The sequence below is a fragment of the Chromobacterium sp. LK1 genome (assembly GCF_001043555.1).
Taxonomy (GTDB): Bacteria; Pseudomonadota; Gammaproteobacteria; order Burkholderiales; family Chromobacteriaceae; genus Chromobacterium; species Chromobacterium aquaticum.
Genome location: NZ_LDUI01000044.1, coordinates 1 through 25,716, shown reverse-complemented (window position 1 = coordinate 25,716; position 25,716 = coordinate 1). Strand labels below are relative to the sequence as shown.

The window sequence follows — 25,716 nt, the reverse complement described above, 5'->3', positions numbered from 1 at the left end:
ATGACTGCGCCGCCGCCATGCTTGCACGCGCCAGGCGGCTTCATGCTGCTAAAGATGCGGAACCGCCAGTCCGGCGCGGCAGGCCCCGGCGCTGATTGTAAGCTCAACTCAGCCATTTGGGATATCGCAGCCACCCCATATTATTTTAAAGATGCGCGGCCATGCTTCTTTGTAGAAACCCCAGCCCCGGGCAACAAGCCGCAAGGCCCGCGGCACACGACTTCTCGACGCCATGACAGAATCCATCACCCTAGCCTTGCAGCATGTCCGCCAGCGCCTGGCGGACGCGGAACGCGCCGCCGGCCGGCCGGCCGGCTCGGCGCAGTTGCTGGCGGTCAGCAAAACCTTTCCCGCCGCCGATGTCCAGCAAGCCTATCTTGCCGGCCAGCGCGCCTTCGGGGAAAACTATGTGCAGGAATTGCAGCAGAAATGCGCGGAACTGGCCGCGCTCGACATCGAATGGCACTTCATCGGTCCGCTGCAATCCAATAAAACCCGCCCGGTGGCGGAGCTCGCGCACTGGGTCCACTCGGTGGAGCGGCTGAAAATCGCCGAGCGCTTGTCGGCGCAGCGGCCGGAGGCGCTGCCGCCGCTGAATGTGTGCATCCAGGTGAACGTGTCCGGCGAAGCCAGCAAGAGCGGCTGCGCGCCGGAGCAGGCGCTGGAGCTGGCGCGCGCGGTGGCGGCGCTACCGCGGCTCGCGCTGCGCGGCCTGATGTGCATCCCGGAACCCACCGAAGACGCCGCGCGGCTGGCGGCGCAGTTCGCGCTGCTGAGCCGGCTGCAACAGCAGCTGGCGGCCGAGGGCCTGGCGCTGGACACCTTGTCGATGGGCATGTCGGCCGACCTGGCCGTCGCCGTCGCCGAGGGCGCGACCATGGTGCGGATAGGCACCGCCATTTTCGGCGCGCGCCATTATCATTGAATAACATCGGCCTGAACGCACAGATCCTCAGGCCGGTTTATAAGGAAAAATCATGCGGATTACCTTCATCGGCGGCGGCAATATGGCCAACGCCATCATCGCCGGCCTGATCAAGCAGGCGGCGCATCGCATCCACGTGGTGGATCCCGACGCCGACAAAGTGGCGCGCCTGCAGCAGGCCTACGGCGTCAGCGGCGGCGCGGCCTTGCCGGAAGCCTTCGGCATCGGCGACATCGTGCTGCTGGCGGTCAAGCCCCAGCATCTGCGCGAGCTGAGCCTGGAACTGGCGCCGCGCCTGAACGGCGCGCTGGTGATCTCCATCGCCGCCGGCGTCCGCCTGGACGCGCTGTGCCGCTGGCTGAACAGCAAGCGCGTGGTGCGGGTGATGCCCAATACCCCAGCGATGATAGGCAAGGGCGTGTCCGGCCTGTTCGCCTCGGTCGGCGTCAGCGAAGACGACCGCCAGGACGCCAACACCGTGATGCAGGCGGCCGGCATCACCATCTGGCTGCAAAACGAGCAGCGCATGGACGACATCACCGCCGTGTCCGGCAGCGGCCCGGCCTATGTGTTCTACTTCATCGAAAGCATGGTGGAAGCGGCGCAGCAAACCGGCTTTTCCGAAGCCGAGGCGCGCCGGCTGGTGCTGGCCACCTTCGAAGGCGCGGTGGAGCTGGCCAAGCAAAGCCCGTTGCCGGTGGCCACCTTGCGCACCAATGTGATGTCCAAGGGCGGCACCACCGAGCGCGCCATCGCCCGCTTTGAGGCGGAAAACGTCAAGCAGGCCATCATCGCCGGCGCCATGGATTGCCGCGACCGCTCCATCGAAATGGGCCAACAACTCAGCCAGGATTAAGCCACGCCATGTTCTTCGACACTTTGCGCTTTCTGATCCACACTCTTTCGGGCCTGTTCGTGCTGGTGCTGCTGCTGCGCTTCTATCTGCAAGTGGCGCGCGCGCCGTTCAAACACCCGCTGTGCCAGTTCGTGATGGCGGCCACCAATTTCGCGGTGCTGCCGCTGCGCAAGCTGGTGCCGGCGATGCGCGGCTACGACAGCGCCACCATGCTGCTGGCCTGGCTGGTCTCGCTGCTGGCCAATGTACTGGTCACCCTGCTCAGCTCGGTGCCGGAAGTGTTCACCTTTCCACAGGTCTGGGTGGCCTTGTCGCTGCTGTCGCTGCTGGAGGTGTTCAAGCAATCGCTGACCCTGTTGATGGGCAGCGTCATCGTGCAGGCCGTGCTCAGCTGGGTCAGCCCCTACAACCCGCTGATGCCGGTGCTGGACGCGCTGACCCGGCCCTTTCTGCGCCCGTTCCGCAAGGCCAATATCGGCGGCGTCGACCTGTCGCCGCTGGTGCTGTTCCTGATCATCCAGGTGATCCTGATGCTGCCGGTGCGCATGCTGGAAGCAAGCTTCTTGACCCAACTCAAGGTAGTACTGTAGGAATTCAGGTTATTTGTCATATTTTTTTGCGGCCGCTCCGCTGCGGCCGTCTATTTGGCAATCGATTTGCATCACCACACAGGAGACTTCCAATGAAAAAAGCACTGCTCGCCGCCGTCCTGCTGAGCGCCGTCGCCACTCCCGCCTTCGCCAATCTGCAACTGGCGCAGAAATACAGCTGCACCGCCTGTCATGCGGTGGACAAGAAGATCGTCGGCCCGGCCTATAAGGACGTGGCCAAGAAGTACGCCGGCCAGAAAGGCGCGGAAGCCATGCTGATGGCCAAGATCAAGAACGGCGGCTCCGGCGTGTGGGGTCCGGTGCCGATGACCCCGCATCCGAGCATCCCGGACGCGGATCTGCGCGCGCTGGCCAAGTGGGTGCTGTCGCTGAAATAAGCCATCCAGGCAGTGCAGAACCGGCACGCCCCCCCGGCGCGCCGGATCCCGGAAAAAGGCGGCGGATTGCCGCCTTTGAACTGCCTGGGACATTTTATGTCCAAGGTCATTGCGCCAATGCCCTTTTTAACGATGCTTCAGGCTTGTTACCGGAGTGAAACAACGCTATACCGATTGTCAGCAACAGGGAGTTAATATCACCTAAGCGCCTAAGACAGTTGCAGAAATAGCGGGGCGCCGGTAATCTTCTCCGCCTGTTGCCAACTCTATGCTGGAAGCACCTAATATGGCCAAACTAACCGAACAGGATATCCTCAACTGGACCGGCGACGATTATATGAACGCCGACCATCTTGAGTTTTTCAAAGACCGGTTGTTGCAGATGCAGCAGGAGTTGCTCTCTAACGCAAATGCGACCGCCAACCACCTGCAAGAGCAGGAAGCCACTCCGGACCCGGCCGACCGCGCCACGCTGGAAGAGGAATATGCGCTGGAACTACGCACCCGCGACCGCGAGCGCAAGCTGCTGCAGAAGATCCAGGCCTCGCTGCGCCAGATCGAAGACGGCTCCTACGGTTTCTGCGAAGACACCGGCGAGCCCATCGGCCTGCGCCGCCTGATGGCACGCCCCACCGCCACGCTGTCGGTGGAAGCCCAGGAACGCCGCGAACGCATGAAGCGCCAGTACGCTGACTGACACGCCGCGCGCTTCACCACGCAAAACGCCCTGCTAGCGCCAGGGCGTTTTTCATTGCCGCGCGGCAATCCCAGCAAAAACAGAGGGATAAACGCCGGGCCGATAGCCTGCGTCTAAGCCCGCGCTTTAAAAAATCAAGCGCCTTAAAGCGCGCCGGCCGCTTGTCTAGCGTCGTGGAATCCGGTTATCTTGCTGCTATGCAAAAACTGAAATAGCAAGGGACACGCTTTATGCAACGCCAGACCGACGACGTCAGAATCCGCGAAATCAAGGAACTGCTGCCGCCCATCGCCCACCTGTACGAACTGCCGATCACCGAGGCCGCCTCGGAAGTGATCTACGCCACCCGCCGCGACATCTCCGCGCTGTTGCGCGGCGAGGACGACCGTCTGCTGGTGGTGATCGGCCCCTGCTCCATCCACGATACCGAAGCCGCCATCGAGTACGCCAAGAAACTGGCGCCGCTGCGCGAGCAGCTGTCGCAGGAGCTGGTGGTGGTGATGCGCGTCTACTTTGAAAAACCGCGCACCACCGTCGGCTGGAAAGGCCTGATCAACGACCCGCTGCTGAACGAATCCTTCGACATCAACAGCGGCCTGCGCATCGCGCGCCGCCTGCTGCTGACCCTGAACGACATGGGCATGCCGGCGGCCACCGAATTCCTGGACATGATCACGCCGCAGTACTTCGCCGACCTGATCAGCTGGGGCGCCATCGGCGCGCGCACCACCGAAAGCCAGGTGCACCGCGAACTGGCCTCCGGCCTGTCCTGCCCGGTGGGCTTCAAGAACGGCACCGACGGCAATCTGAAGATCGCCGTGGACGCCATCCGCTCCTCCAGCGTGCCCCACCATTTCCTGTCGGTGACCAAGACCGGCCACTCCGCCATCGTCTCCACCGGCGGCAACCCCGACTGCCACGTGATCCTGCGCGGCGGCAAGGAACCCAATTACTCGGCCGAGCACGTCAGCGCCGCGGCGGCGGAACTGGTCTCCGTGGGCCTGCCGCAAAAGCTGATGGTCGACTTCAGCCACGCCAACAGCCGCAAGGACTACCGCCGCCAGATGGAAGTGGCCGACGACATCGCCGGCCAATTGGCCGCCGGCAACGCCAATATCTTCGGCGTGATGGTGGAAAGCCACCTGGTGGAAGGCCGCCAGGACCTGAAACCGGGCTGCGAGCTGACCTACGGCCAAAGCGTCACCGACGCCTGCATCGGCTGGGACGACACGGAAAAACTGCTGACCACGCTGGCAAACGCGGTGAAGGCGCGCCGCGCGCGCAAGGACTGAGATCCAGCGCCAGCCAGGAGATGACGGCGGAGCCAGGCTCCGCCGTTTTTCATTCCGGCGCGCTTCAGGCGCCGCCGCGCAATTGCTCGCCGGCCAAGCGCCCCAGCGTGCGGATCGCCCGCTCCAGTTCCGGCGACCACGGCTGGCCGAAGTTCAGCCGCAGGCAATGGCCGAAGCGCGGCTCGGCGGAAAACACCAGCCCCGGCGCGAAGCTGATGGATTCGGCCAGCGCCCGCTCCAGCAGCCGGCCGGCGTCCAGCCCTTCCGGACATTCCACCCACAGCAGCAGCCCGCCCTGCGGCCGCCGCAGCCGCGTGCCCTTGGGAAAGGCCGCCAGCACCGCTTCCGCCAGCTGGCGCATCTGGCGCGCCAATTGCCGCCGCAACTGGGCGGCGAAGCGCGCGTAATCGCCATCGGCCAGCATATCCGCCAACACCGCCAGATACAGCGCCGAGCTCACCAGGCTGCTGCTATTGCTCAAGCGCGCCAGCGCCGCGTGATGGCGGCCGCCGGACAGCCAGCCCAGGCGGAACGAGGGCGCGAAGCTCTTGGTGAACGAGGAACAATAGATCACCTCGCCGCGGCTGTCCCAGGCTTTCAGCGGCGTCGGATGCTGCTCGCCGAAGTAAAGCTCGCCGAACACATCGTCCTCGATGATGGTCAGGCCGTGACGGTAAGCCAGCTGCAGCAGCCGCTTCTTGGCCTCGTCCGGCATCAGCGCGCCGGTGGGGTTCTGGAAATTGGTCACCGTCACCAGGCAGCGCGGCGCCGGACCATGGCGCAGCGCGAACTCCAGCGCTTCCAGCGACAGGCCGGCGTCCGGCGTGCACGGGATTTCCAGCGCCTTCAAGCCCAGCGTCTCCAGCGTCTGCAACAAGCCGAAGTACACCGGCGTCTCCACCGCCACCGTGTCGCCGGGCCGGGTCAGCAAGCGCAGCGACAGGCTGATCGCCTCGGTGATGCCATGGGTGAACAGGATGGCGTCCGGTTCCAGCGCCAGCTGCCACTGCGCCGCCAGCTCGCACACCAGCCGGTTCAGCCGCGCCTGCTCCTCGCGCGGCAGATAGGCGCCGATCAACTCCGGCCGGCCGCTCAAGGCCTGCTGCAGCCGGCGCGCCAGCGCCGCCGCCGGATACATGCCGCCATGCGCTTCGGCCATGTGCAACTGGGTGCCGATGTCCAGGCCGGACCACTCGATCAATTGCGACATGCGGCTGTCCACCCGCACCAGGGTCGCCGCCGACGGCACGCCGCTGGCGGCGGCGCTCGCCCATTGCGCGCGGCTGGGCAGCGCGGCGAAGAAGCCGGCGCGCGGACGGGCGCTGACGCGCTGCTGCCGCTCCAGGTGGCGGTAAGCCGCCAACGCGGTCAGCGCATTGACGTCGTGTTCGGCGGCCAGCCGCCGCACCGAGGGCAGCCGGCTGCCGGGCGGATAAGCGCCGCTATCCAGCCGCTGCGCGATCTCGGCGGCAATACGTAGATACAGGGAATCAGTCATCGCTGTTATATAGAACAGATTGGGCGCAGCATAAACTGTTTGCGCCGGCTGTGGGAAGGCGCGGACCCGTGCCTGCGTTAGGCTGGGCGCTACTTTTCATCGCAAGAAAGCGCATCATGCCGTCCACCTTCTGGCGCGACCTGTCGCCCTCCGCCGCGCTGGCCGCGGTGCTGGCCTTATTGGTCGGCTACTCCGGCCCCTTCCTCATCATCGTCCACGCTGCCCAGTCCGCCGGCCTGTCCCCGGCCCAGCTCGGCTCCTGGATCTGGGCGGTGTCCATCGGCTCCGGCGTGGCCGGCCTGTGGCTGTCCTGGCGCTGGAAAGCGCCGGTGATCACCGCCTGGAGCACCCCCGGCGCGGCGCTGCTGCTGGCGGCCCTGCCCGGCGTGCCTTATGGAGAAGCGGTGGGCGCCTACCTGGCGGCCGCCGCCATCGTCACCCTGCTGGGCGTCAGCGGCCTGTTCGACCGGCTGATGAAGGTATTCCCCGCCGCGCTGGCGGCGGCGATGCTGGCCGGCATCCTGTTCCGCTTCGTCGCGGAGCTGGCCGGCGCCGCCAGCCACGATCCGCTGTTGGTGGTGAGCATGGCCGCGCTGTTCTTCATCGGCCGCCGCTTCTTCCCGCGCTACGCGCTGCCGGCCGCCATCTTGCTTGGCCTGCTGCTGGCGGCGGCGCAAGGCCTGTTCCAGCCGCTGCCGGCCCATGGCGGCGACGGCGGCCCCTTGTTCACCGCGCCGCAATGGTCGTGGAGCGCCTTCTTCAACCTGGCGCTGCCGCTGGCGCTGGTGGCGCTGACCGGGCAATTCCTGCCCGGCATGGCGGTGCTGTCGTCTTCCGGCTACCACATCCCGGCGCGCTCGCCGGTATCGCTGCTGGGCGCGGTGTCCATGCTGACCGCGCCCTTCGGCGGCCACGGCGTGGTGCTGGCGGCGATCACCGCCGCCATCTGCACCGGGCCGGAAACCCACCCCGATCCCAAGCGCCGCTACGTGGCCGGCGTGATCTGCGGCCTGCTCTACCTGGCGCTGGGCGTGGCCGGCGGCGCGCTGGCCAGCCTGATCCTGACCCTGCCCAAGGCGCTGGTCGCCACCGCCGCCGGGCTGGCGCTGTTCGGCACCCTGGCGTCCTCGCTGAGCGCGGCGCTGGGCGATGAAAGCCGCCGCGAGGCGGCGCTGATCACCTTCGTGGTGGCCGCTTCCGGCGTCAGCATCGCCGGCCTGGGCGCGCCGCTGTGGGCCTTGCTGGCCGGCGGCGCGGTGGCCTTGATCCTGCGCCCGGCCAAGGCCCGGCCCGCCAGCGCCGACGCCGCGCGCCAACGCGGCTGAACCGGCACTGGCCGCGCGGCGGCCAGCATGATAAGTTAAGGGACTGGATACAATATTCCGCACGGCAAGCACCGGGCGGCCCCTTCCCACTCCCGAGGAAACCATGTTCGCTGCCACCGTATACGCGCAACGCCGCGCCCGTCTGCAAGCGGCCGGCCTGTCCGGCCTGCTGCTGTTTGTCGGCAATGTCGATTCGCCGATGAACTACCACGACAACACCCTGCCCTTCGTGCAGGACTCCAGCTTCCGTTATTTCTTCGGCCTGAACGAGCCGGGTCTGGCCGGCCTCATCGACGCCGACAGCGGCGAAGCGACCTTGTTCGGCAACGATCCGGATGTGGCCGACATCGTCTGGACCGGCCCGCTGCCCAGCCTGGCTGAACGCGCCGCGCTGGCCGGCCTGACACACAGCCGCGGCTACGCCGACCTGGCCGCCGCGCTGAGCGCCGCGCGCGCCGCCGGCCGCGCCGTGCACTACCTGGCGCCGTACCGCGGCGAAACCCTGATCGAAATGGGCCGCCTGCTGGACGTTCACCCGGCCCAGGTCAAGGACGGCTTCTCCGCGCCGCTGACCCATGCCGTGGTGGCGCTGCGCGAAATCAAGGGCGATGAGGAAATCGCCGAAATGGAAGCCGCGCTGGCGGTGACCCGCGACATGCACATCGCCGCGATGCGCCACGCCAAGCCCGGCGTGATGGAATACGAGGTGGTGGGCGAGATGGAAGGCATCATGCGCCGCCGTGACTGGCAGCTGGCCTACCCGTCCATCTTCTCCCGCCGCGGCGAAGTGCTGCACAACCATCACCACGACAACCGCCTGGAAAGCGGCGACCTGGCGCTGAACGACACCGGCTGTACCTCCGGCGGCGGCTACGCCAGCGACATCACTCGCACCTTCCCGGTGGGCGGCAAGTTCAGCCCGCGCCAGCGCGAACTGTACAACATCGTGCTGGACATGCAGCTGGCCGCCATCGAGGCGATGAAGCCGGGCGTGCGCTATCTGGACGTGCACAAGCTGTCGGCGCGGCTGATGGTGGAAAGAATGAGCGCGCTGGGCTTCTTCCGCGGCGACGCCAACGCCATCGTCGAATCCGGCGCCTACGCCATCGCCTTCCCACACGGCCTCGGCCATCAGATCGGCATGGACGTGCACGATATGGAAGGCCTGGGCGAAGACCTGGTGGGCTATGGCGCGGACACCGAGCGCAGCCCGCTGTTCGGCCTGGGCTACCTGCGCCTGGGCAAGCCGCTGCTGGCCGGCATGGTGGTGACGGTGGAACCCGGCATGTACTTCATCCCGGCGCTGATCGAAGCCTGGGCCGCCGAAGGCCGCCATAGCCAGTACATCAACTACGACACATTCCGCGAATACCAGGACTTCGGCGGCATCCGCATCGAGGACAATGTCTTGATCACCGCCGATGGCAGCCGCGTGCTGGGCGCGCCGATTCCCAAGACGGTGGAAGAAGTCGAAGCCGCGATGGCCGGCTGAGTCCAGCCGCCACGCCGGTTCAAAGCCGCCCACGGGCGGCTTTTTCCATATGGACGCCGCGCGGGCCAGGGCGCACCATCTGACGACTGAGCCAAGGGGAGCGATGATGGAACAAGTTGAATGCCTGGTGATAGGCGCCGGAGTGATCGGCCTGGCCATGGCGCGGCAGCTGGCGATGGCCGGCCGCGAAGTCGTCATCGTCGAAGCGGAAAGCGCCATCGGCCAACATGCGTCCAGCCGCAACAGCGAAGTGATCCACGCCGGGCTCTACTATCCGCCCGGCAGCCTGAAAGCGCGGCTATGCGTGGCCGGCCGCCAGCGGCTGTACGACTACTGCCTGCAGCGCGCGATTGCCCACCGCCGCTGCGGCAAACTGATCGTCGCCGCAAACGAAGCCGAACTGCCGCGGCTGCAAGCCTTGCAACAGCGCGCCGCCGCCAACGGCGTCGACGATCTGTGCTGGCTGGACGCGGAACAGCTCCGGGCGCTGGAGCCAGCCGTGTACGCCCGCGCCGCGCTGTTGTCGCCGTCCACCGGCATAATAGACAGCCACGGCCTGATGCTGGCCTTATTGGCCGACGCCGAAGCCCACGGCGCGACGCTGGCGCTGAACTCGCCGCTGAGCGGCGGCCGCGTCGGCGACGCTGGGCTGGAACTGGACATTGCCGGCCTGCGGCTGCGCGCGCGTTGCGTGGTCAACGCCGCCGGCGCATCGGCGCCGCGAGTCGCTGCCAGCATTGCCGGGGTTCCACGTGAAACCATTCCCACGCCCTATTACGCGCGCGGCGTTTACTTCGCGCTGCAAGGCCGCTCGCCGTTCCAGCACTTGATCTACCCGCTGCCCGAGGCCGGCGGCCTGGGCACGCATCTGACGCTGGACCTGGCCGGCCAGGCACGCTTCGGCCCGGACCTGGAATGGGTGGACGCAATCGACTACCGGGTGGACCCGGCACGCGCCGAGCGCTTCCACGCCGGCATCCGCCGCTGGTGGCCGGCGCTGCCGGAACAGGCGCTGGCGCCGGCCTATGCCGGCATCCGCCCCAAGATCGCCGGCCCCGGCGCGCCGGACGCGGATTTCCTGATCCAGGGCCCGGCGCAGCACGGCGTGCCCGGCTTGCTTCAGCTCTACGGCATCGAATCCCCCGGCCTCACCGCCAGCCTGGCGCTGGCCGAATACGCGGCGGCAACGCTGACGGCATAGCGCCGGGACGAGTTGTCCGCTTACAATCGAACCGTCCCAACCCGCCGCCTTGCCGTCTATGCTCATTCTGAATCAACGCCAGCAGGAACTGCTGGCCCTGGTCAAACGCGACAGCTATGTCAGCGTGGAAAAGCTGGCCGAACATTTCTCCGTCACCCGGCAGACCATACGCCGCGACATCGCGCTGCTGGCCGAGCACCAGTTGCTGCAACGCTATCACGGCGGCGCCAGCGTGCTGTCCAGCGTGGAGAACGTCGCCTACCAGGCGCGGCAAGTGCTGTGCATAGACGAAAAGCGCCGCATCGCCGAATGCCTGGCGCGCCACATCCCGGACAACGCCTCGCTGTTCATCAATCTGGGCACCACCACCGAGGAAGTGGCCAAGGCGCTGCACCAGCACCGCGGCCTGCGGGTGATCACCAATAATCTGCACGTGGCGGACACCATGTGCGACTACCCGGACTGCGAAGTCATCGTGCTGGGCGGCATGCTGCGCAAACGCGACCGTGGCATCACCGGCGAAGCCACGGTGCAGCTGATCCGCCAGTTCCGCGTCGATTACGGCATCATCGGCATTTCCAGCATCGAGCTGGACGGCACGCTGCGCGATTACGACTACCGCGAGGTGCGCAGCGCCGAGGCCATCATCCAGCAGTCGCGCCACGTGTTCCTGGCCGCCGACCACAGCAAGTTCGACCGCCCGGCGCTGGTGGAACTGGGCCATCTGTCGCAGATAGACGCGCTGTTCACCGACCAGCCGCCGCCGCCCGCCGTCGTCGAGCTGATGCGGGAGGCGGAGACTCAGTTGTACGTGGCGGACTGACAGTCAGTCCTCTTAGAACCTGTTTACGATCTCGCGAGCAAGAGCGAGACAAGGCGAAAACGAGCGAAAAAGCGGAATGTACACCTGGTACATGAGCATTTTGAGCTTGGTTTCAACGCCGTATCGCCGACTCGCAGCAGATCGTAAACAGGTTCTTAAGGCTGCTGCCGCGTCGCCGCTAGCACGATCTCGCGAATGCACACATTCTGCGGCTGCTGGTAGGCGTAGACGATGGCGCTGGCCACATCCTCGGCCGCCAGCACCCCGCCCATTTCCTGTTTCCAGGCTTCGTAGCCGGCCTTGATCGCCTCGCTGCTGGTATGCGACAGCAGCTCGGTGTCCACCGCGCCCGGCGCTATCGTCACCACCCGCACGCCGTGATCCGCCACTTCCTCGCGCAGATTCTCCGACATCGCGTGCACCGCGAACTTGGTGCCGCAATAGGCCACATGGTTGGGGAAGGTCTTGCGCCCGGCCACCGAACTGATATTGATCACCGTGCCGCGCTTGCGCTCCACCATGCCGCCCAGCACCGCGTGGATGCCGTTGAGCAAGCCGTGCACATTGACGTCGAACATGGTTTTCCACTCTTCCGGCGCCTGCTCGGCCATCTGGCCCAGCAGCATCACGCCGGCGTTGTTGACGATGGCGTCCACCGGCCCGAAGCGGCCTTCCGCTTCCGCCACCGCGGCGGCCAGCTGGGCGCGGTCGGTCACGTCCACCGCGCGGCACAAGGCATTGGGCAAGGCCAGCGCTTCCAGGCGCTCCACCCGGCGCGCCAATAGCAAGAGCGGATGGCCTTGTTGCGACAACAAACGGGCGGTGGCGGCGCCGATGCCGGAACTGGCGCCGGTGATCACGATGAGGGCTTTAGTCATGGGACTTCTCCTTTAGCAATAGAAATAACTGATATCAAATCCTTGAGCAGCACTATAATCCGCTGACGATTCCGCGAAAAATCGTTTATTCCACTTGCTGCCATCGGTTTAATTTATGGATATCCGCTCGCTCAAAGCCTTCATCGCCGTGTTCGAAGAACGCAACATCACCCAGGCCTCGGCGCGTCTCTACCTGAGCCAGCCTGCGCTGTCCGCCACCATCCGGCAACTGGAACAAGAGCTGGGTGCCGAACTGTTCCAGCGCCAGCCGCGCGGAGTGGACGTCACCGACGCCGCGCGCCTGCTCTACCCGGAAGCGCGCCGGCTGGTGGAGGAAGCGGAGGGACTGAAGCAGTTGTTTCGCGGCCGGCAGGACTGCCTGCCGCTGACGCTGGGCGTGGCCGCGGACCTGGGCCAGGCCGACGTGGCGCGCGTGCTGACGGCGGCCTACCGCGCGGTGGATGGCTTGCTGTTGGAACTGGCGGCGGGCTGCGCCGGCGACGCGCGGCTGGACGAAGACGCCAGGCGCTGCGAGGACGAGTTGTTCCTGCCGCTGTGGGAAGAAGATTATGTGCTGGCGATGCGCGCCGACGCGCCGCTGGCGGCACAGCCATGGCTGCGGCCGGCGCAATTGCTGGGCCAGGATCTGATTGCCTGCCCGGAACACTCCTCGCACCAGCGCTTCGCCAGCCTGCTGGGCGCGGCGGCGCGGGAACTGGCGGTGGCGGCGCGCTGCGCCACCTTGAACCAGGCGGCGACGCTGGCCGCCGCCGGCGCCGGCATCGCCTTCATCCCGCGGGGACTGGCCAAGGACCACCCCGAGCTGCGCTGCGTGCGGCTGGAACAGGCGGAACTCAGCCGCCGCGTCGGCCTGTGCTACGCGCCGGACGCCTTGGCCAAGCCGGCGCTGGCCCGTTTGAAGCAAGGCCTGGCCGCCGGCTGAGAACCTGTTTTAAGAGCGGCTGACAAAACTCAGTTTTACGGCTGAGGCAAGGCGCGCCGACGTCGGCAGTGCCTTGAGTACGGCAAGCCGGCGCAACACGGCATCCGCGGTTTTGTCAGCCGCGCTTGGTCTTACTGCACCGCGGCGAAAGCCTTGGCCACATAAGGCGCATTGGCGCGGGTCAAACCGGCCACGCACATGCGGCCGGTGCCCACCAGATAGACGCCGAAACGCTCGCGCAAGGCGTCCACCTGCGCCTGGCTGAAGCCGGTATAGCTGAACATGCCGCGCTGATGGACCAGATAGGCGAAGTCCTGCTCCGGCAGCGCCTGCTTCAGCACTTCCACCAGAATGCCGCGCATTTCCAGAATGCGGCCGCGCATCTCGTTCACCTCGGACACCCACAACGCTTTCAGCTCGGCGTCGCCCAATACCGTGGCGATCAAGCGCGCGCCGGTGGTGGGCGGGTTGGAGTAGTTGCGGCGCACCGTGGCCTTGAGCTGGCCCAACACCAGTTCAGCTTCGGCCTGGCTCGGGCATACCACCGACAGCCCGCCGCAGCGCTCGCCGTACAGCGAGAAGATCTTGGAGAAGGAATTGCTGATCAGGAAAGACAAGCCGGCGTCGGCCATCGCGCGGATGGCGTAGGCGTCCTCCTCCAGCCCGGCGCCGAAGCCCTGGTAGGCGATGTCCAGGAACGGAATCAACTGCTTGCGCTTGGCCAGCGCCACCACCTGATCCCACTGCGCATTGTCCAGGTCCGAGCCGGTGGGGTTGTGGCAACACGGATGCAGCAGCAGGATGCTGCCGGCCGGCAGCGTTTCCAGCGTGTCCAGCATCGCGGCGAAGTTCACGCCGCGGGTTTGCGCATCGAAATAGGGATAGCGGTTCACCGCGATGCCGGCGCCTTCGAAGATGGCCACGTGGTTATCCCAGGTCGGATCGCTGACCCACACCTGGGCATCGGGGAAATAGCGCTTGAGGAAATCCGCGCCCACTTTCAGCGCGCCGGAGCCGCCCAGGGTCTGGATGGTTGCGACGCGGCCTGCGGCCAGCGCCGGATGCTCCGCGCCGAACAGCAGCTCCTGCACCGCCTTGCGGTAGGCCGGCAGGCCGTCCATCGGCAGATAGGTGCAAGGCGGCGTCGGCAAGGCCGCCAGCTTGGCCTCGGCTTGCCGTACCGCGTTCAGGCGCGGAATGCGGCCCTGCTCGTCGTAATACAGGCCGATGCTGAGATTGACCTTGTCGCCACGCGGGTCCTTGCCGAAGGCGTCGACCAGCGACAGGATGGGATCGCCGGCATAGGCGTCGACGTGCTGAAACATGCGTTTCTCCTTGAGTAGTGTGGTATCGCCTCGTGCAACCATTTAGAACGTGTTTATGATCTCGCGAGCTAAGGCGAGACAAGGCGTTGCGGCTGAGAAAGCGGAATGTACGGTTGGTACATGAGCATTTCGAAGCGGGTTTCAACGCCCTTGTCTAACTATTCCGCCGACGCGCAGCAGATCGTAAGCAGGTTCTTACGCCGCCCTCTGCCGGGGCGGTGAAGACAAGCCATTGTGCCAGATAGGTTCAGGACCCGGCCGCCAGATCGTCGCGCTTCAGCGCCAACAACATCGCCGCGATCCACGGCAGGATCAGCCAGCCGCCCAGCACATTCAGCGCCGCCACCAGCTTCAGCCGCGGGCTGCCCACCAGCGCCGCGGTCAGCGTGGGCACCAGGTAAGCGCTGCCCAGCGCCAGCGCATTGCCCAGGTACATCGCCCATTGCTGCCACTGCGGCTCGCCGCTGTAAGCGCCATAAGCCCACAGCGCCAGCGCGGCGGCCAGCACCGTGAAACAGAGCTTGCGCACCATAGTCAAAATCTTCATATCTTTCATCCGTTCCCGCCGTCGCCGCGCCATCAGCGCCGCGACAATGAAATGCCAAGCTTAATCAGGCTTGCGCCAAGATGGCAAAAGCAATCGCTTAAATCAGACAGTTTGCGCCACATTTTTACCAAACAGCGCAAGATTGACATGCATCATCCAAGCATGGGATTCCCATTTCAACTAATGCGAACCATCTGCCTACAATCTGCTTGCCCTCACCGCCAAACCGCCGCACGCTTAGCGCGCGGCCAACATGAGCCGTCTCGCACCGCGACTGACCGCTCTGAGAAGAGGAATGCATCATGACGCCGCGCCCTACCCTGCTTGCCCTGGCCACCGCCCTTGCGCTGGCCGCCCCGCTCGCCGACGCCTGCTCATCGCTGATCGTCGGCAAACAGGCCTCCGCCGATGGCTCCATCATCATCGCCCGCAACGAAGATTATTACATCAATAACTGGAACAAGCGCCTGGTGCTGCACCCGGCGCGCGCGGCGGCCAAGGATGAAATGCTGAGCTTCAAGAACGGCCTGAAAGTGCCGGCTCCGGCGCAGTTCTACCGCTACAGCGGCCTGATGGACTGGAACGGCGACAGCGCCGGCGGCGACGGCCTGTACGAGGAACGCGGCGTCAACGAATTCAATGTGGCGGTATCCGCCACCAATAGCGCGGAAATCAACGCCCGCGCCAAGAAAGCGGATCCGCTGCTGGACAGCGGCGTGGTGGAGGCGGTGATCCCCTCGCTGATCCTGCCGCAGGCCAAGACCGCGCGCGAAGGCGTGGAACTGCTGGGCCGCTATATCAAGCAATACGGCGCCGGCGAAGGCAACGGCGTGCTGATCGCCGATCCGAACGAAGCCTGGTACATGGAAATCGGCTCCGGCCACCACTGGCTGGCCTATCGCGTGCCGCAGGACAGCTATTTGATGGTGGCCAACGGCCTGCGGCTGCACGACATCGACCTCGCCGACCGCGCCAATGTGATCGCCAGCCCCGGCCTGGCCGAATTCACCGCCAAACACCAGCTGCTAGCCAAGGTGGACGCCAAGCGCTTCAACTTCGCCCAGGCCTTCGGCGTCACCGGCGACAAATACAATGTGGACCGCGAATGGCTGGGCCAGCATCTGCTGAACCCAGGGCTGCGCCAGGCCACGCGGCAGGCGCAATACCCGCTGACGCTGAAGCCGGAACACAAGATCGCGGTGGCCGATGTGGCCAAGGTGCTGCGCGCCACCTTCCACGGCACCGCGCTGGCCAAGCTGAAGGACGCGGACCGGCCGATGGGCGTGGACCGCACCATAGAAACCCATGTCATCCAACTGCGCGCCGGCCTGCCCAAGGAACTGGCGGCGCTGACCTGGCAATCCTTCGGCAGCCCGGCCGGCGCGGTGCTGGTGCCGATGTATGAAAACGCGATGAAGGACATCCCCGCGCCGCTGCGCGCCGGCGCCGCCACTTACGAGAGCGGCTCCGCCTACTGGGCCTTCCGCGCCAACGCCACACTGGCCCAGGCCAAGCCGGACAAGTATCTGCCGGTGCTGGCGCAATGGCAGGCGCGGTTGGAACGGCAGTTCCAGGGCCAACAGCCGGCGGTGGACGCGATGCTGGCCAGCCTCTACGCCAGCCAGCCGCAAACCGCGATCGGCTTCGCCGGCCAGTGGAGCGGCGGCAATATGCTGAGCGCGGTGCAATCGGCGCGCGACGTGCACGCCGGCCTGCTCACCGACCTGACCAAGGCCAGCGAGAAGAAATACAGCCCGGAGGAGCTGGAAAAAATCAAAAACCTATAAGTAGCTAGCAGCCAGGAGCGGCCCCGGCAAACCCGGCCGCTCCCGCCAGCCCGGGCGTGTTATCTTTATGGCATTCCCCTCGCCCGGCTGGCCGCGCCATGACCCTCCACATCGACACCGATCCCGCGCGGCTGGACCGCGAACGCATCTATCGCTACCTGTCTGAACAGTCCTACTGGGCACGTCAACTGCCGCGCGACATCTTCGAGCGCTCGCTCGCCAATTCGCTATGCTTCGGCGCCTACGCCGCCGACGGCGAGCAGATCGGCTTCGCCCGCGTGATCACCGACTACGCCACCTTCGGCTATCTGGCCGATGTCTTCGTGGTCGACGCCTGGCGCGGCCAGGGTGTGTCCAAGCAATTGATGGCGGCGGTCAACGCCCATCCCGGCCTGCAAAACCTGCGCCGCCTGCTGCTGGCCACCGCCGACGCCCACGGCCTGTACACGCAATTCGGCTTCGGCGCGCTGTCGCGGCCGGAACGGTTGATGGAAAAGCTGGACGCCGAGGTCTACCAGCGGTTGGCGGCGGATGCCGGGAGCGTGGCATGAGCGTGCGCAAGCAGTTCTGGACCGATCCCTACCAGACCGAGCTGCGCACCACGGTGGCGCGGGTGGAAGGCCCGCGGGTCTGGCTGGACGCCACCGTCTTCTACGCCTTCTCCGGCGGCCAGGAAAGCGATAGCGGCAGCATAGGCGGCTGCCCGGTGTTGCTCGCGGAAAAACAGGACCAGGACATCGCCTACACCCTGACGGACGACCATGGCCTTGATGCCGGCAACGCGGTAACGGTGGCGATAGACTGGCCACGCCGCTACCGGCTGATGCGGCTGCACTTCGCCGCGGAACTGGTGCTGGAAACCATTTGCCGCGAACTTCCCGACGCGGAAAAAATAGGCGCTCACATCGCCGAGGACAAGGCGCGCATCGATTTTGCGCTGGCGCGGCCCATCACCCCGCTATTGCCCGCCATCGCCGCCAAGGTGCAGGCGCTGATAGACGCCGATCTCGCCATCGTCAGCGCCTATTCCGACGAACAAAACCAGCGCCGCTACTGGGAACTGCCCGGCCTCTACCGCGTGCCCTGCGGCGGCACCCATTTGTGCCGCAGCGGCGAAGTGGGAGAACTCAAGCTCAAACGCAAGAACGTGGGCCAGGGCAAGGAAAGGGTGGAGATCACACTGGCGCGGCCATAAGAAAACCGCGCCGGAGTACACGGCGCGGTTGGGGTTTCACGTGAAACGGCGTTTTACTGCAAACCCTCAGGCCGGCAGTTTCGGCCAGTCCGCCTCGGCCAGCTGCGGCCACACCGCCTGCTGCGGCAGCCGCGACAGCTCAACGCAGTAACGCTTCCACGCACTCAGCAAGCCTTGCTCCTGTGCCGTCGCCAGCCCCAGCTCCTGCGCATCCTCCAAAGGCCGGCGTTGAGCATAAGCCGTGGCCAAGCGCTGCTGCAGCTCCTGCTGCGCCTGCGCCGTCAGCGCCGCGCGCTCTGCGTCGGCATCCACTTTCCAGGCCGTCTTGTTCCACAGCGCGAAGGCCGGCGGCTCCAGCTCGGTGGCTTGCAGGCTATCCGGCGTATCGCCGATTTTCGCCGTCACCGGCTGCGCGCTGGCCTTGCTCCACAACTTGAGCGCGCGAAAATCCTCCGCCAGCTGCCAACCGCCATCGCGGTAGACCGCCACTTGCTTATCCGCCGCCTGCGGCGGCTGCTGCTCGGTGGCGTTGGCCGGAATCAACCAGGTTTCTTCAAGGTCCAGCGGCGACAGGTCCGCGGTGGTGGTGCCCAGATACTCGCCGGATTCCGGATGGTAGGCGTAGACGGTTTTCTGTTTGCGTTCTTGCATGGCGGTCTCCTTAGTATTTGATGCAGGCGAGCAGGGCTACGTTGCGGGGACGAGTTTCAACGCCAATGCCACTGTTTGCGCCCGTTACGAGTGTCATTTGATCAGATGACAACATCACTCTGCCGTATGCCCAGGCGCCACCGCCCGAGCCAGGAGTAAGCGCCAATGCACCTCCATCGTTTGGGCGTATGATTGTGTGGACATGAGGCCCGACAATCCCGACCTGCGCGCTTCCCAGCGCACGGCCCGGATCAACGTTGCCCCCATCATCCCACCCTCGCACAAACTCCCCGCGCAAATCAGGCAGATTGAACGTCGTCGAGCCATCCCCTGCGCCATAAATGGTTCCGATCACCGCAAACAAGCCGGGGTAAGTGCTGCGGCTGACCGGAGAACCATCGCATTTCAGCCAGCCTGGCGGCGTGTAAGGCGTTGCGAAGTGGCCTACCATGCCCGGCGCGCCGGACATGGTCAGCAAATTGGTGGTTGGGCCGTCCTCGCATTGGGTCAGGTCCACGTAAAAACCACGCGCCTTGACACCATCATTGTTGAACACGCGGAACTGGTTGCCCCAGACATCGATATTGACGTCGTTCAGCTTGCTATCGCTTTGCGGCGCTTGCAATTGCAGTTGGCCGCCTTCCTTGCCGCCTTCCGCCAAGAAACGGGAATTGGGTTGGAAATCCACCCGGCCATTCATCTTGCCGCCGCTCAGCGGCAAGGCATCGCTGATGCCATAGCCGGCCAGCGTGGTCGGCTTGCTGTCGCCGCCCCAGGCCAGCTTCTTCAACGCTTGCAGCAACTGGTCCTTGCGCGCCGGGTCGGCGCTCTGGCCGCTGTCGCGGATCACCGTCAACAGCTCATCCTGGCTGGACTGGGCGGCGGACTGGACATTGTTCAGCCACTCCGAGGTCACCACCGTGCCCAGTTCGCCGGTGTAGGGGTTGCCGTCGTGGAACAGGCCGTCCGGGCTGTTGATCGGCTTCATGGTGTTTTGCATCGCGCTCTCGCTCCATTTACAGGGTTGGCCCGCTGGCCGGGCTGGCGGCTTGGGGCGGGCTTCGGGCCGGACGGGTGATTAGCACACCACCCGCTGACCTGCTTCGCTAGTGAATCAATACCGTTATTTTGCCGTTTAGCGACGCGCGTCAGCAGTGGACGGATGTCAGTAACTTGGAGCCCAGCCACAAAGCAAAACGGCGACCGAAGCCGCCGTTTTGCTGACGCATGAAACTCAATGTTTAGACCGGTGCCACAGGCCAATCCGCCTCCGCCAGCTGCGGCCACGCGGCCAGCTGCGGCAAACGCGACAGCTCGACGCAGTAACGCTTCCACGCACTCAGCAAGCCTTGCTCCTGTGCCGTCGCCAGCCCCAGCTCCTGCGCATCCTCCAAAGGCCGGCGTTGAGCATAAGCCGTGGCCAAGCGCTGCTGCAGCTCCTGCTGCGCCTGCGCCGTCAGCGCCGCGCGCTCTGCGTCGGCATCCACTTTCCAGGCCGTCTTGTTCCACAGCGCGAAGGCCGGCGGCTCCAGTTCGGTGGCTTGCAGACTGTCCGGCGTATCGCCGATTTTTGCCGTCACCGGCTGCGCGCTGGCCTTGCTCCACAGCTTGAGCACACGGAAATCCTCCGCCAGCTGCCAACCGCCATCGCGGTAGACCGCCACTTGCTTATCCACCGCCTGCGGCGGCTGCTGCTCGGTGGCGTTGGCCGGAACCAGCCAGGTTTCCTCAACATCCAGCGGCGACAGGTCCGCGGTGGTGGTGCCCAGATACTCACCGGATTCCGGATGGTAGGCGTAGACGGTTTTCTGCGTGCGTTCTTGCATGGCGGTCTCCTTAGTATTTGATGCAGGCGAGCAGGGCAATGTTGCGAGGGCGAGTCTCAGAACCTCCCGTCACACCGGTTACGTTAACTCTACCGGCATATTTGGTCGGGCTATAACCGGTGAAGTGAGTGCCTTGAATTAAGTCTCCTTGGCCTATGTCATTCACCAAGAAGCTCATTCCACTCCATTCCAGACTGGGGTGCCTATGGGCCTCTACACTGCCTAATTGCGCACCCCCAAATGAACGCCCACCATCAACACCACGTTCATCGCCCCATCCCCGCAAAAATTGGCCATTTAAGTTAGGCAAATAGAATTTGCCGGGATTGGCCTCCGCTCTATACGCCGCAAGCGCAGTAGGCGGCGAGAATGGCTGTGCATAAAGATTTTTTTTGCTGACTTTCCAGTCCTGGTAATAGCCGGAAGAAGAGCCGGATAGTCCTGGAGCGCAACCATCCACACCAAACAAGAGGGTGCTATCCGCGATGAAAACCCGCCGCGTGCTGGATAAGCTCCAGGTCAAAACACCATCGACATACAAACGATAACTTTGTCCGTCATAGCAAAAAGCGATGTGATACCAACGCGAAGTGGAAAATATGCCGGGAGTCCCTGCAGAAGCCTCGACAATGAACCCAGGCTCAGCACCTGCCAGCCATATCACCGGGGCCTTGCTCGCCTTATCACAGCTAATCGTTATTTCTCCCCAGGTTTTGGATTGATTCATGGAGATGATCCATGCCGCCTGATAACCGTTGCTATTGCCGGTGCCGGTGAAGTTTGGAAAATGCCATCCTTCTATGGTGAACTCGTTGGGGTTGAACGCCTCGGCCAGCGGCATGCTGGCGTAACCACCGTTTTCCAATGTCTTCAGGCTTTGCGTCCCAAACTTGGCCTGCTCCGTCGACATCCCTGCCCCGCCAAACGTAGAAACCGCAGAACCCCAGGCGCAATCCGCCAACTTTTCCAACTCGTCCAGACGCAGCATCGCTTGCACATCGCTCTTGATCGGAGCAAAGCGATGTCCGATGGCGCTGAAAAGCCCCGGATAAGTACTTTGCAACACTTGAGTGCCGTTAGCTCTCAACCAACCCTCGGGCGCTACCGGCATGGCGAAATACGCGACCTCTCCCGCCGGCGCCGCTGCTCTAAGCTGGCCCGTGGTCGCTCCATCGGTAATCCCGTACCCCGCCAGCGTGGTCGGCTTGCTGTCACCGCCCCAGGCCATTTTTTTCACCGCCTGCAGCAATTGGTCCTTGCGGTTGGCGTCCAGCACCTGGCCGCTGTCCTTGATCAGCGCGATCAGCTCCTCCTGGGTGGAACGCGTCGCCTGCTGCAGGTTGTTCAGCCAATCGGCGCTGACGATGGTGCCCAGCTCGCCGGTGGTGGGGTTGCCGTCGTGGAACAAGGTGTCCGGCGTGTTGATGGGCTTGAGTGCTTCTTGCATGGAATCGCCTCCCGCGGAAATGAAGAATCGGCCACAGGCCGATGACAGGTGTCGTTACTGAAATGATTGGAGACGATTGTGCGGGAAGCGCCGCGCGGGCGGCAGCGGACGGATGTCAGTGGCCGTCATGCCGCGGCCGGGTGGCCGCGGCATGGTTCGGTTTACATCACTTCGGAGATTTGCCTGAAACCGGCCTGCAGTTCCTGGCGGATCGGTTCCAGCAAGGCCACCATCTGCTCGCAGTTGACTTGCTGGTCTTCCTGGCAGTTCAGCAGCAACGTCATCATCGCGTGCAGGCTCTGATTGGCGGCGTGGACATGGACGATGCCGCGGGTCAGGCCGGCGTCGGCCTGGAGGTAATGCTGCTCCAGGTTTTCGGCAATGGCGTCGCAGCCTTCATGGCCGGCGCTGACAGCGCGCAGCTGCTTGATCTGCAGGTGCAATTGCTGCAGCAGCGAGGGTTCCAGCTTGGCTTTGGCGCTCATAGCAGGTCCTCCTTGCTCACGGCGTGGGAATTGCAGGGGTGCTGCCGGCAGAAACTCAATATATTCATTATGGCCTCCACAAACATCTGCTTAAGGATGCCTGCGCGGCACGCGCGGAAGGCGTGGGCAGGCTCATGACAAAGTGGGAGGACCGCAGCAGACACGGCAGCCCCCTTGCGGGGACTCAGCGCCATGGCCTGCCCTGTTTGCGGCAGACGCATGGACGTAGCGAATCGCTGGCTAGCGATTGCTACTCTGCTGAAATAGGACCTCCCAGTCCCGCGGCTGTGGATTGTCACAGCGCAAGGGCGAATGTAAGGGGGGCTAGGCCCAGCGTCAAGGCGGCGGCGGGCCGGGCGGTGGAGATTAGCGCAAAATCCGATGTTTTAGCGCACCGGACCGGGGATGACACGCAAAAAGCCGCGCCCGGGTGGGGGCGCGGCTTGGCCTGGGCGCGTCGGGCTTAGCACCTGTTTACCTTACGATCTGCTACGCGTCGTGAGACCTCACACGGTGAGTATGTCTTCGAAATGCTCATGTACCACCTGCACATTCCGCTTTCTCAGCCACAACACCTTGGCTCGCGAGATCGTAAACAGCTGCTTAGCTAAAGCAGACCACGCCGTTGTAGTTACCCGGCACGCCATTGCCTGCCGGCAAATACGGCTGCGGACAACCCGTGGAATTGGCCTGGCTATCATAGGCTTCCAGATAGCTGGATTTATGCGCGTCAAAGCCAACCGAGCAGTTCTTGGCCCAGCCGCCGTTGACCACCATGGTGGAGCCATACAAGGATCTGAAGCCGTTATTGCAGCCTTCCGCGGTGGCCATCGGCGCGTAGAACAAGCCTCCCCAAGTGGCCTGGAAGCCGACATCGCAATTGAGCGCCTTGCCGCGCCGCCCCTGCGGCATGGTCGCCACCGGGTTGGAACCATGGTTCCAGATCACGCCGCCGGCGGAGGCCTCGTAGCCAATAACGGATTGTTCCACCACGCTGCCATCACACCAGATATAGGCGTTGCGGGTGCTGAGGAAGCCGTACTGAGCGCCGCTCACGCGCCCTTCGGCCGCCCAGACACGGCTGGTGTCCTGGCTCAGCACGCCCGCCGGTTTGGCAATGCGCTCGTTGGCGTCCAAGCGCAGCGGCACCTTGATCTGGGTATTCTTGCCATCGCCCGCCACGCTCAAATAGCTCAGCTCGCAATGGGAGCCGCTGCTGACCACCACCGCCCATTCCTTGACCTTGTTGATTCTGAGCTTGCTGCAGCTGAAACGCGAGCCATGGTCCAGATACAGCCCGGCAAAAGCGCCCTCCAGTACCAAGGAGTTCTCCGCGCTCCATACCTGGGAGCCTTCGCCAAGATACAGGCAACGGTGGGTCCAGTTGTTTTCGGTGGCTTCGCCGATCAGGTGGAAGCCGGAGAACTCGACGCCGCGAGCATGGGTGAATACCACGCCGTGGCTGTTTTTATCGGCGCCGGCCACGAAACGGATCTGGCAGGCGGCCGGGTTGGAGACATTGCCGCGGATGCGGATGCGGTTGGCGAAGGGCTGATTGCCCAGGGCGATGCCGGTGGAGGTGTATTGGCCGTCATCCACCTTGATCAGCACATCGGTCGGCAAGATCTTGCCGTTGAGGCTGTTCCAGGCGCTGGCGATGTCGGCGAACTCGCGGCCCGGCCCCACTTTCAGCTCCTTGTAGCCGTTTATTCCCCAGTCGTCAGTCTTCATCGCATCGGTGATGCCGTAGCCAGCCAACGTGGTCGGCTTGCTGGCGCCGCCCCAGGCGATCTGCTTCACCGCCTGCAGCAATTGGTCCTTGCGCGCCGGATCGGCGTTCTGGCCGCTGCTCTTGACCACGCTCAGCAGTTCTTCCTGGTTGGCGATGACGGCGGACTGGACATTGTTCAGCCAGTCGGCGCCAACTACGGTGCCAAGCGCGCCGGAGGTGGGATTGCCGTCGTGAAACAAGGCGTCCGGTGTGTTGATGGGCTTGAGTGGTTCTTGCATGGAATCGCCTCCCGCGGCAAAGAAAAAAATCGGCCAAGGCCGGTGACAGGTGTCGTGACTGAAGCAACTAGAGGCGATTTTGCTGGAAACGCGGCGGGGCCGGCAGCGGACGGATGTCAGTATGCCGTTCGGATTTTTAGAATCACTAACACGCACAAAAAAGCCGCATCCGGAAAGGATGCGGCTGCGTTGAAGCCTGCCGGCTTTAGCTGAAGTTGATCACGCCGTTGGCATTGCCCGCCACGCCGCTGCCGCCCGGCGAATACACCGTTGGGCAGCCGGTGGAAGCGGCCCTGGTGTCGTAGGCCTCCAGATAGCTGGCGTTGTAGGCGTCAAAACCAACCTGGCAGTTCTTGGCCCAGCCGCTATTAGCTATCGTCGTGGCATTGCAAATCGCTCTAAAGCCGCTATTGCAACCTTCGGCAATGGCCATCGGCGCATACACGATACCGGACCAAACCGCCTGAAAACCGACCTCGCAATTGTAGGCCTTGCCGCGCCGTCCCTGCGGCAAAGACGGCACCGGTCCGGAACCATGATTCCAAACGATGCCACCGGAGTGAGCCTCGAAGCCGACCGCAGATTGCTCCGCCACGCTGCCATCACACCAGAGATAGGCGTTGCGGGCGCAGGCAAAACCAGTTCGCACCCCGGTAACACGCCCCTCGGTTACCCAAGCTCGGCTGGTGTCCGCGCATACTATCCCGTGCGGATTGATACTGCGGTCGTTGATATCCAGGCGCAATGGCACCTTGGTTAGATAGTTCTTACCCTCGCCGACAATGTTCAAGTTGTGCAGCTCGCAGTGAGAACCGCCGCCGACAGCGGCGCCCCATTCCTTGACCTTATTGATCTTCAGCTTGCTGCAAACGAAACGCGAGCCCTGCTCCACTTGCAGGCCATTGGCCGCGCCTTCCAGGATCAAGGAAGCTTCCGCGCCCCAGACCCAGGAGCCTTCGCCGATATGCAGGCAGCGGTGAGTCCAGTTGCCCTCGGCGGCCTCGCCGATCAGGTGGAAACCGGAGAACTCCACGCCGCGGGCATTGGAGAAAATGACGCCGTGACTGGTCTTGTTGACATCGGCAGTGAAGCGGATTTGGCAGGCGGCGGGATTGGCGATATTGCCGCGGATGCGGATGCGGTTGGCGAAGGGCTGGTTGCCCAACCAGATGCTGGAGGTGCTGTATTGACCGTCATCCACCTTGATCAGCACGTCGGTCTTCAGGGTTTTGCCGTTGAGGCTGTTCCAGGCGCTGACGATGTCGGCGAACTCGCGGCCGGGGCCCACTTTCAGCTCCTTGTAGCCGTTTATTCCCCAGTCGTCGGTCTTCATCGCATCGGTGATGCCGTAACCGGCCAGCGTGGTCGGCCTGCTGGCGCTCCCCCAGGCGATCTGCTGCACCGCCTGCAGCAATTGGTCCTTGCGCGCCGGGTTGGCGCTCTGGCCGCTGCTCTTGACCACGTTCAGCAGTTCTTCCTGGTTGGCGATGACGGCGGACTGCACATTGTTCAGCCAGTCGGCGCC

Annotated in this window: 25 protein-coding genes; 14 read left to right on the top strand and 11 right to left on the bottom strand. The window is 64.4% G+C overall.

Annotation, left to right across the window (positions count from 1 at the left end; translation table 11 throughout):
• The first annotated feature begins 232 nt into the window (after positions 1-232).
• From VI26_RS18890 to aroG, 6 genes are all read left to right on the top strand, one after another.
• On the top strand, positions 233-925 hold the full coding sequence (locus VI26_RS18890) for a YggS family pyridoxal phosphate-dependent enzyme (RefSeq protein WP_048411308.1): 693 nt from the start codon (positions 233-235) through the stop codon (positions 923-925).
• Positions 926-977: 52 nt separating this feature from the next.
• Positions 978-1,781, top strand: a complete 804-nt coding sequence (gene proC, locus VI26_RS18885; protein ID WP_048411307.1) for a pyrroline-5-carboxylate reductase — start codon at positions 978-980, stop codon at positions 1,779-1,781.
• Positions 1,782-1,789: 8 nt separating this feature from the next.
• Positions 1,790-2,371 carry a YggT family protein gene (locus tag VI26_RS18880; RefSeq protein WP_048411306.1) on the top strand — a complete coding sequence of 194 codons (582 nt, stop codon included), beginning with the start codon at positions 1,790-1,792 and terminating at the stop codon, positions 2,369-2,371.
• A gap of 92 nt (positions 2,372-2,463) precedes the next feature.
• Positions 2,464-2,769 (top strand): c-type cytochrome, encoded by a 306-nt coding sequence (locus VI26_RS18875; RefSeq protein ID WP_048411305.1) that lies wholly within the window; start codon positions 2,464-2,466, stop codon positions 2,767-2,769.
• Positions 2,770-3,055: 286 nt separating this feature from the next.
• Positions 3,056-3,466, top strand: a complete 411-nt coding sequence (gene dksA, locus VI26_RS18870; protein ID WP_019102526.1) for an RNA polymerase-binding protein DksA — start codon at positions 3,056-3,058, stop codon at positions 3,464-3,466.
• A 230-nt stretch (positions 3,467-3,696) separates the two neighbouring features.
• The gene (aroG, locus tag VI26_RS18865) at positions 3,697-4,758 is read left to right on the top strand and encodes a 3-deoxy-7-phosphoheptulonate synthase AroG (RefSeq protein ID WP_048411304.1); all 1,062 of its coding nucleotides are present in this window, start codon (positions 3,697-3,699) and stop codon (positions 4,756-4,758) included.
• 64 nt (positions 4,759-4,822) lie between these two features.
• Here aroG and VI26_RS18860 read toward each other — a convergent pair whose 3' ends face one another.
• Positions 4,823-6,256 carry a PLP-dependent aminotransferase family protein gene (locus VI26_RS18860; protein ID WP_048411303.1) on the bottom strand — a complete coding sequence of 478 codons (1,434 nt, stop codon included), beginning with the start codon at positions 6,254-6,256 and terminating at the stop codon, positions 4,823-4,825.
• A gap of 116 nt (positions 6,257-6,372) precedes the next feature.
• Here VI26_RS18860 and VI26_RS18855 point away from each other — a divergent pair, with 116 nt between their 5' ends.
• From VI26_RS18855 to VI26_RS18840, 4 genes are all read left to right on the top strand, one after another.
• Positions 6,373-7,581, top strand: a complete 1,209-nt coding sequence (locus VI26_RS18855; RefSeq protein WP_048411302.1) for a benzoate/H(+) symporter BenE family transporter — start codon at positions 6,373-6,375, stop codon at positions 7,579-7,581.
• Positions 7,582-7,684: 103 nt separating this feature from the next.
• Complete coding sequence (locus tag VI26_RS18850; protein ID WP_048411301.1) at positions 7,685-9,073, top strand: aminopeptidase P family protein; 1,389 nt, start codon at positions 7,685-7,687, stop codon at positions 9,071-9,073.
• Entirely contained in the window at positions 9,003-10,274 is a 1,272-nt protein-coding gene (locus VI26_RS18845; protein ID WP_369799215.1) for an NAD(P)/FAD-dependent oxidoreductase, read from the top strand. Before VI26_RS18850 ends, VI26_RS18845 begins: the two co-directional genes overlap by 71 nt.
• A 58-nt stretch (positions 10,275-10,332) precedes the next feature.
• Positions 10,333-11,097, top strand: coding sequence for a DeoR/GlpR family DNA-binding transcription regulator (locus VI26_RS18840; protein ID WP_048411300.1), 765 nt, complete (start codon positions 10,333-10,335; stop codon positions 11,095-11,097).
• A 155-nt stretch (positions 11,098-11,252) separates the two neighbouring features.
• Here VI26_RS18840 and VI26_RS18835 read toward each other — a convergent pair whose 3' ends face one another.
• The gene (locus VI26_RS18835; RefSeq protein ID WP_048411299.1) at positions 11,253-11,975 is read right to left on the bottom strand and encodes an SDR family oxidoreductase; all 723 of its coding nucleotides are present in this window, start codon (positions 11,973-11,975) and stop codon (positions 11,253-11,255) included.
• A gap of 115 nt (positions 11,976-12,090) precedes the next feature.
• Here VI26_RS18835 and VI26_RS18830 point away from each other — a divergent pair, with 115 nt between their 5' ends.
• Positions 12,091-12,918 carry a LysR family transcriptional regulator gene (locus VI26_RS18830; RefSeq protein WP_048411298.1) on the top strand — a complete coding sequence of 276 codons (828 nt, stop codon included), beginning with the start codon at positions 12,091-12,093 and terminating at the stop codon, positions 12,916-12,918.
• Between the two features lie 131 nt (positions 12,919-13,049).
• Here VI26_RS18830 and VI26_RS18825 read toward each other — a convergent pair whose 3' ends face one another.
• Together VI26_RS18825 and VI26_RS18820 are read right to left on the bottom strand one after the other, a co-directional pair.
• Complete coding sequence (locus tag VI26_RS18825) at positions 13,050-14,243, bottom strand: amino acid aminotransferase (RefSeq protein WP_048411297.1); 1,194 nt, start codon at positions 14,241-14,243, stop codon at positions 13,050-13,052.
• 247 nt (positions 14,244-14,490) lie between these two features.
• Complete coding sequence (locus tag VI26_RS18820; RefSeq protein ID WP_048411296.1) at positions 14,491-14,790, bottom strand: superinfection immunity protein; 300 nt, start codon at positions 14,788-14,790, stop codon at positions 14,491-14,493.
• A gap of 302 nt (positions 14,791-15,092) precedes the next feature.
• Here VI26_RS18820 and VI26_RS18815 point away from each other — a divergent pair, with 302 nt between their 5' ends.
• The 3 genes from VI26_RS18815 to VI26_RS18805 all read left to right on the top strand — a co-directional run bounded on the left by VI26_RS18815 (position 15,093) and on the right by VI26_RS18805 (position 17,772).
• Positions 15,093-16,577, top strand: coding sequence for a C69 family dipeptidase (locus VI26_RS18815; RefSeq protein WP_048411295.1), 1,485 nt, complete (start codon positions 15,093-15,095; stop codon positions 16,575-16,577).
• A gap of 98 nt (positions 16,578-16,675) precedes the next feature.
• Positions 16,676-17,128 carry a GNAT family N-acetyltransferase gene (locus tag VI26_RS18810; RefSeq protein WP_048411294.1) on the top strand — a complete coding sequence of 151 codons (453 nt, stop codon included), beginning with the start codon at positions 16,676-16,678 and terminating at the stop codon, positions 17,126-17,128.
• Positions 17,125-17,772 carry an alanyl-tRNA editing protein gene (locus VI26_RS18805; RefSeq protein WP_048411293.1) on the top strand — a complete coding sequence of 216 codons (648 nt, stop codon included), beginning with the start codon at positions 17,125-17,127 and terminating at the stop codon, positions 17,770-17,772. Before VI26_RS18810 ends, VI26_RS18805 begins: the two co-directional genes overlap by 4 nt.
• A gap of 66 nt (positions 17,773-17,838) precedes the next feature.
• Here VI26_RS18805 and VI26_RS18800 read toward each other — a convergent pair whose 3' ends face one another.
• From VI26_RS18800 to VI26_RS24870, 7 genes are all read right to left on the bottom strand, one after another.
• A complete protein-coding gene (locus VI26_RS18800; RefSeq protein ID WP_048411292.1) occupies positions 17,839-18,423 on the bottom strand; it encodes a tail assembly chaperone in 585 nt (194 codons plus the stop codon).
• 10 nt (positions 18,424-18,433) lie between these two features.
• A complete protein-coding gene (locus VI26_RS23400; protein WP_231581055.1) occupies positions 18,434-19,411 on the bottom strand; it encodes a phage tail protein in 978 nt (325 codons plus the stop codon).
• A gap of 253 nt (positions 19,412-19,664) precedes the next feature.
• The gene (locus VI26_RS18790; RefSeq protein ID WP_053074517.1) at positions 19,665-20,249 is read right to left on the bottom strand and encodes a tail assembly chaperone; all 585 of its coding nucleotides are present in this window, start codon (positions 20,247-20,249) and stop codon (positions 19,665-19,667) included.
• A gap of 10 nt (positions 20,250-20,259) precedes the next feature.
• Complete coding sequence (locus VI26_RS23395) at positions 20,260-21,696, bottom strand: LamG-like jellyroll fold domain-containing protein (RefSeq protein ID WP_053074516.1); 1,437 nt, start codon at positions 21,694-21,696, stop codon at positions 20,260-20,262.
• Between the two features lie 161 nt (positions 21,697-21,857).
• Positions 21,858-22,181, bottom strand: a complete 324-nt coding sequence (locus VI26_RS18775) for a hypothetical protein (protein WP_048411291.1) — start codon at positions 22,179-22,181, stop codon at positions 21,858-21,860.
• Between the two features lie 603 nt (positions 22,182-22,784).
• A complete protein-coding gene (locus tag VI26_RS18765; RefSeq protein ID WP_048411289.1) occupies positions 22,785-24,191 on the bottom strand; it encodes a hypothetical protein in 1,407 nt (468 codons plus the stop codon).
• A 205-nt stretch (positions 24,192-24,396) separates the two neighbouring features.
• On the bottom strand, positions 24,397-25,716 hold a 1,320-nt coding region (locus tag VI26_RS24870), incomplete at its 5' end, for a hypothetical protein (protein ID WP_048411288.1).

Coding starts and splice junctions, on each gene's coding strand:
- VI26_RS18765 (WP_048411289.1), bottom strand. CDS start 24,191: ATGCAAGAACCACTCAAGCCCATCAACACACCGGACGCCTTGTTTCAC.
- VI26_RS18820 (WP_048411296.1), bottom strand. CDS start 14,790: ATGAAGATTTTGACTATGGTGCGCAAGCTCTGTTTCACGGTGCTGGCC.
- proC (WP_048411307.1), top strand. CDS start 978: ATGCGGATTACCTTCATCGGCGGCGGCAATATGGCCAACGCCATCATC.
- VI26_RS18840 (WP_048411300.1), top strand. CDS start 10,333: ATGCTCATTCTGAATCAACGCCAGCAGGAACTGCTGGCCCTGGTCAAA.
- VI26_RS18860 (WP_048411303.1), bottom strand. CDS start 6,256: ATGACTGATTCCCTGTATCTACGTATTGCCGCCGAGATCGCGCAGCGG.
- VI26_RS18810 (WP_048411294.1), top strand. CDS start 16,676: ATGACCCTCCACATCGACACCGATCCCGCGCGGCTGGACCGCGAACGC.
- VI26_RS18880 (WP_048411306.1), top strand. CDS start 1,790: ATGTTCTTCGACACTTTGCGCTTTCTGATCCACACTCTTTCGGGCCTG.
- VI26_RS23395 (WP_053074516.1), bottom strand. CDS start 21,696: ATGCAAGAAGCACTCAAGCCCATCAACACGCCGGACACCTTGTTCCAC.
- VI26_RS18835 (WP_048411299.1), bottom strand. CDS start 11,975: ATGACTAAAGCCCTCATCGTGATCACCGGCGCCAGTTCCGGCATCGGC.
- VI26_RS18890 (WP_048411308.1), top strand. CDS start 233: ATGACAGAATCCATCACCCTAGCCTTGCAGCATGTCCGCCAGCGCCTG.
- VI26_RS18800 (WP_048411292.1), bottom strand. CDS start 18,423: ATGCAAGAACGCAAACAGAAAACCGTCTACGCCTACCATCCGGAATCC.
- VI26_RS23400 (WP_231581055.1), bottom strand. CDS start 19,411: ATGAAGCCGATCAACAGCCCGGACGGCCTGTTCCACGACGGCAACCCC.
- VI26_RS18805 (WP_048411293.1), top strand. CDS start 17,125: ATGAGCGTGCGCAAGCAGTTCTGGACCGATCCCTACCAGACCGAGCTG.
- VI26_RS18790 (WP_053074517.1), bottom strand. CDS start 20,249: ATGCAAGAACGCACGCAGAAAACCGTCTACGCCTACCATCCGGAATCC.
- VI26_RS18845 (WP_369799215.1), top strand. CDS start 9,003: ATGGCAGCCGCGTGCTGGGCGCGCCGATTCCCAAGACGGTGGAAGAAG.
- VI26_RS18775 (WP_048411291.1), bottom strand. CDS start 22,181: ATGAGCGCCAAAGCCAAGCTGGAACCCTCGCTGCTGCAGCAATTGCAC.
- VI26_RS18815 (WP_048411295.1), top strand. CDS start 15,093: ATGACGCCGCGCCCTACCCTGCTTGCCCTGGCCACCGCCCTTGCGCTG.
- VI26_RS18850 (WP_048411301.1), top strand. CDS start 7,685: ATGTTCGCTGCCACCGTATACGCGCAACGCCGCGCCCGTCTGCAAGCG.
- VI26_RS18825 (WP_048411297.1), bottom strand. CDS start 14,243: ATGTTTCAGCACGTCGACGCCTATGCCGGCGATCCCATCCTGTCGCTG.
- VI26_RS18855 (WP_048411302.1), top strand. CDS start 6,373: ATGCCGTCCACCTTCTGGCGCGACCTGTCGCCCTCCGCCGCGCTGGCC.
- aroG (WP_048411304.1), top strand. CDS start 3,697: ATGCAACGCCAGACCGACGACGTCAGAATCCGCGAAATCAAGGAACTG.
- VI26_RS18830 (WP_048411298.1), top strand. CDS start 12,091: ATGGATATCCGCTCGCTCAAAGCCTTCATCGCCGTGTTCGAAGAACGC.
- dksA (WP_019102526.1), top strand. CDS start 3,056: ATGGCCAAACTAACCGAACAGGATATCCTCAACTGGACCGGCGACGAT.
- VI26_RS18875 (WP_048411305.1), top strand. CDS start 2,464: ATGAAAAAAGCACTGCTCGCCGCCGTCCTGCTGAGCGCCGTCGCCACT.